This window comes from Bradyrhizobium sp., assembly GCF_030646015.1.
Classification (GTDB): domain Bacteria; phylum Pseudomonadota; class Alphaproteobacteria; order Rhizobiales; family Xanthobacteraceae; genus Bradyrhizobium.
In genome coordinates this window covers 1-2,395 of sequence record NZ_JAUSLT010000044.1, presented here as the reverse complement: position 1 = coordinate 2,395, position 2,395 = coordinate 1, and the positions used below count along the sequence as shown (strand labels likewise).

At 63.5% G+C, this 2,395-nt stretch carries 3 protein-coding genes; 1 reads left to right on the top strand and 2 read right to left on the bottom strand.

The window, feature by feature from the left end; all coding sequences use genetic code 11:
• On the top strand, nucleotides 1-890 hold an 890-nt coding region (locus Q7T45_RS06500; protein WP_304868923.1), incomplete at its 5' end, for an IS5 family transposase.
• A gap of 166 nt (nucleotides 891-1,056) precedes the next feature.
• Here Q7T45_RS06500 and Q7T45_RS06495 read toward each other — a convergent pair.
• Both Q7T45_RS06495 and Q7T45_RS06490 read right to left on the bottom strand, forming a co-directional pair.
• Nucleotides 1,057-1,935, bottom strand: coding sequence for a ParB/RepB/Spo0J family partition protein (locus Q7T45_RS06495; protein ID WP_304868921.1), 879 nt, complete (start codon nucleotides 1,933-1,935; stop codon nucleotides 1,057-1,059).
• 154 nt (nucleotides 1,936-2,089) lie between these two features.
• On the bottom strand, nucleotides 2,090-2,395 hold a 306-nt coding region (locus tag Q7T45_RS06490), incomplete at its 5' end, for a ParA family protein (protein ID WP_304868919.1).

The following is a 2,395-nucleotide window of genomic DNA, read 5'->3' as shown; positions in this document are numbered from 1 at the left end:
TGGGCGACCTTCCGGAACCGGAGCGAGGCCCGCCGCCCTATCCGCGCCTGGTGATGTTCAAGGCGTTGCTGCTACAGCAATGGTATGGATTATCCGATCCGGCGCTTGAAGAGGCCCTCGATGACCGGGCCTCGTTCCGTGGTTTTTGCGGTTTTGTGCTGGACGATGAGACGCCCGACCACGCGACGATCTGGCGCTTCCGTGAGGCTTTGCAGCGTGCCGGTCTGGACGAGAGGCTGTTTGCCGAGATACTGCGCCAGATCGACGAGCACGGGTTGGTGCTGCGCCAGGGCACGTTGATCGACGCCAGTTTGATCCCGGCGGCGGTGAAGCCGCCAAGCCCGCCGAAGGACCCTCTGCCGCCCGGCCCGGACGGTCGCGCGCCGAGCAAACTGGTCAACAGCGAGCGCGATGGCGACGCGCGATGGACCAAGAAAGGCGGCAAACGGTACTTCGGCTACAAGACGCATGTCGGCATCGATAAGGGTTCGGCAATCATCCGCCGCAACAAGATGACCGATGCTTCAGTCAACGACACGGTGCCGGCGGACGAACTGATCAGCGGCGATGAGAAGGCGGTTTATGCCGACCAGGCCTATGACAAGCACGAGCGCCGCGCCGGTCTGGCGGCCCGGGGTATCAAGCCGCGGCTGATGTTCCGGCCCAACAAGCATCACGCCCTGACCGAGCGGCAGAAGCGCTTCAACGACGCCGTGGGACGGCGGCGCGCACCGGTCGAGCAGGTCTTCGCGCGCCTCAAGGGCATCTACCGCCTGGCACGCGCCCGCTATCTGGGTTTGGCACGCAACCAGACGCATCTGCGCCTTCTCTGCCTCGCCATGAACATCAAACGATGGGCGGTGCTGAGCACAATGGAGGCTACGGCGTGACCGCGATCGCCCGATGCCACCGATCGGCCGCGAAAACCGGACTCTTCACGTCTCGCGCGCCACCTGAGTTCGCAAAAAAAGCCAGATTTCGGGCCCCATTCCCGCAGACCCGATTGTGCAAAGCTCTCGCAAGCGGGAGAGGTGAAGAGAAGAGAAGCGCCCGGCCCTACCCCGTCGCGTCCAGCCGTCGCAAAATCTCGTCGAGCTGGTCGAGGTCGCTATACCGGATATGCACCGTGCCGGCGGGATCGCGGTGATCGATATTGACCGCGAGACCCAGCGCGTCACTGACCCGCTTCTCCAGCGCGACCGTGTCGGGATCCTTCACCTTGCCGCCGCGCGCCTTCTGCGGCTTGCGTTCCGGAACACCTTCGTCATGGGCCAATGCCTCGGCCTGGCGTACATTGAGGCCTTCCTCGACGATGCGTTTTGCCGCCGCCACCGGATCGGGGACACCGATCAAGGCGCGCGCATGCCCTGCGGATAACTGCCCCAGCGCAATGTAGGCCTGCACCTCGGCGGGCAGCTTGGTCAGCCGCATCATGTTGGCGACGTGGCTGCGGCTCTTGCCGACGATCTTGGCGATCTCGTCCTGGCTGCGTTTGAACTCACTGGAAAGCGCGTGATAGCCCTGCGCCTCTTCCAGCGCATTGAGATCTTCGCGCTGCACGTTTTCGATGATCGCAATCTCGAGCGCGTCACTGTCGCTGACGTCGACCGGCACGATCGGCACTTCGTGCAGACCGGCGATCTGCGAGGCGCGCCAGCGCCGTTCGCCGGCGATGATTTCAAAACGATCCTGCGCGCCCTTGACCGGACGCACCACGATCGGCTGGATCACGCCGTGCTGCTTGATCGAATCCGAGAGCTCGCCGAGTTCGGCATCGGAAAAACTGCGGCGCGGATTGCGCGGATTGGGTTTGAGGAATTCGATCGGAACCTTGCGCTGCGTGCGCGGCCGCTCCAGATGCGCGGCCTCGCCGCCGACATCACCGATCAGACTTGCAAGACCGCGGCCCAGTCGCGAACGCGCTTCGTCGGCCATCGCCAGCTCCCTTGGATTCACGCAAACGCTCCTGTTCACTTCGTCTTCGTAGGGTGGGCAAAGACGCTCTTCGCGCCGTGCCCACCATTCTTTTCGTCTGACGTTCTATCGGTGGGCACGGCGCGAAGAGCGCCTTTGCCCACCCTACGTTTCTTTAGTGCGTGCGCAGCTCGCGCTCGCGCTGGATCACTTCGGTCGCGAGCTTGAGATAGGCTTCGCTGCCGACGCATTTGAGATCGTACACCAGCACCGGCTTGCCATAGGACGGCGCCTCGGAGATGCGCACGTTGCGCGGGATCATGGTGTTGTAGACCTTGGCGCCCATGAACTGGCGCACGTCGGCGACGACCTGGTTCGACAAATTGTTGCGCGAGTCGAACATGGTCAGCACGATGCCGTGGATCGACAGATTGGGATTGAGGGTCGAGCGCACCTGCTCCACCGTCTGCAGCAATTGCGA

Coding starts and splice junctions, on each gene's coding strand:
- Q7T45_RS06495 (WP_304868921.1), bottom strand. CDS start 1,935: ATGGCCGACGAAGCGCGTTCGCGACTGGGCCGCGGTCTTGCAAGTCTG.